1 protein-coding gene is annotated in these 770 nt (G+C 49.4%); it reads left to right on the top strand.

Annotation, left to right across the window (positions count from 1 at the left end; translation table 11 throughout):
* Positions 1-770 (top strand): F0F1 ATP synthase subunit beta (gene atpD / locus ACTHSP_RS21080; RefSeq protein ID WP_440346892.1); only part of this gene is annotated, 770 nt, incomplete at both ends.

The following is a 770-nucleotide window of genomic DNA, read 5'->3' as shown; positions in this document are numbered from 1 at the left end:
ACTGTGCCGGTAGGTAAAGGTACATTGGGTCGTATTGTCGACGTATTGGGTACGCCTGTTGATGAAGCAGGTCCGATCGATACCGACAAGAGCCGTGCCATTCACCAAACTGCTCCGAAATTCGACGAGTTGTCTTCAACTACCGAATTGCTGGAAACCGGTATTAAAGTGATCGACTTACTGTGTCCGTTTGCTAAGGGCGGTAAAGTAGGTCTGTTCGGTGGTGCCGGTGTGGGCAAAACCGTAAATATGATGGAATTGATTAACAACATCGCCAAAGCGCACAGCGGTCTGTCCGTGTTCGCAGGTGTGGGTGAACGTACCCGTGAAGGTAACGACTTCTACCACGAGATGAAAGATTCCAACGTATTGGATAAAGTAGCCATGGTGTATGGCCAAATGAACGAACCTCCAGGCAACCGTCTGCGCGTTGCTTTGACAGGTTTGACTATGGCTGAATACTTCCGTGACGAAAAAGACGAAAACGGTAAAGGTCGCGACGTATTGTTCTTCGTTGACAATATCTACCGTTACACTCTGGCCGGTACCGAAGTATCTGCACTGTTGGGTCGTATGCCTTCTGCAGTGGGTTACCAACCGACATTGGCTGAAGAAATGGGTCGTTTACAAGAGCGTATTACCTCTACCCAAACCGGTTCCATTACTTCCATCCAAGCAGTATATGTACCTGCGGATGACTTGACTGACCCGTCTCCAGCGACAACTTTCGCCCACTTGGACGCAACCGTCGTATTGAGCCGTGATATTGC

This window comes from Neisseria sp. P0001.S005 (assembly GCF_051963715.1).
Note: the sequence above shows the minus strand (reverse complement) of the source record. Positions and strands in the feature narration are given on the sequence as shown.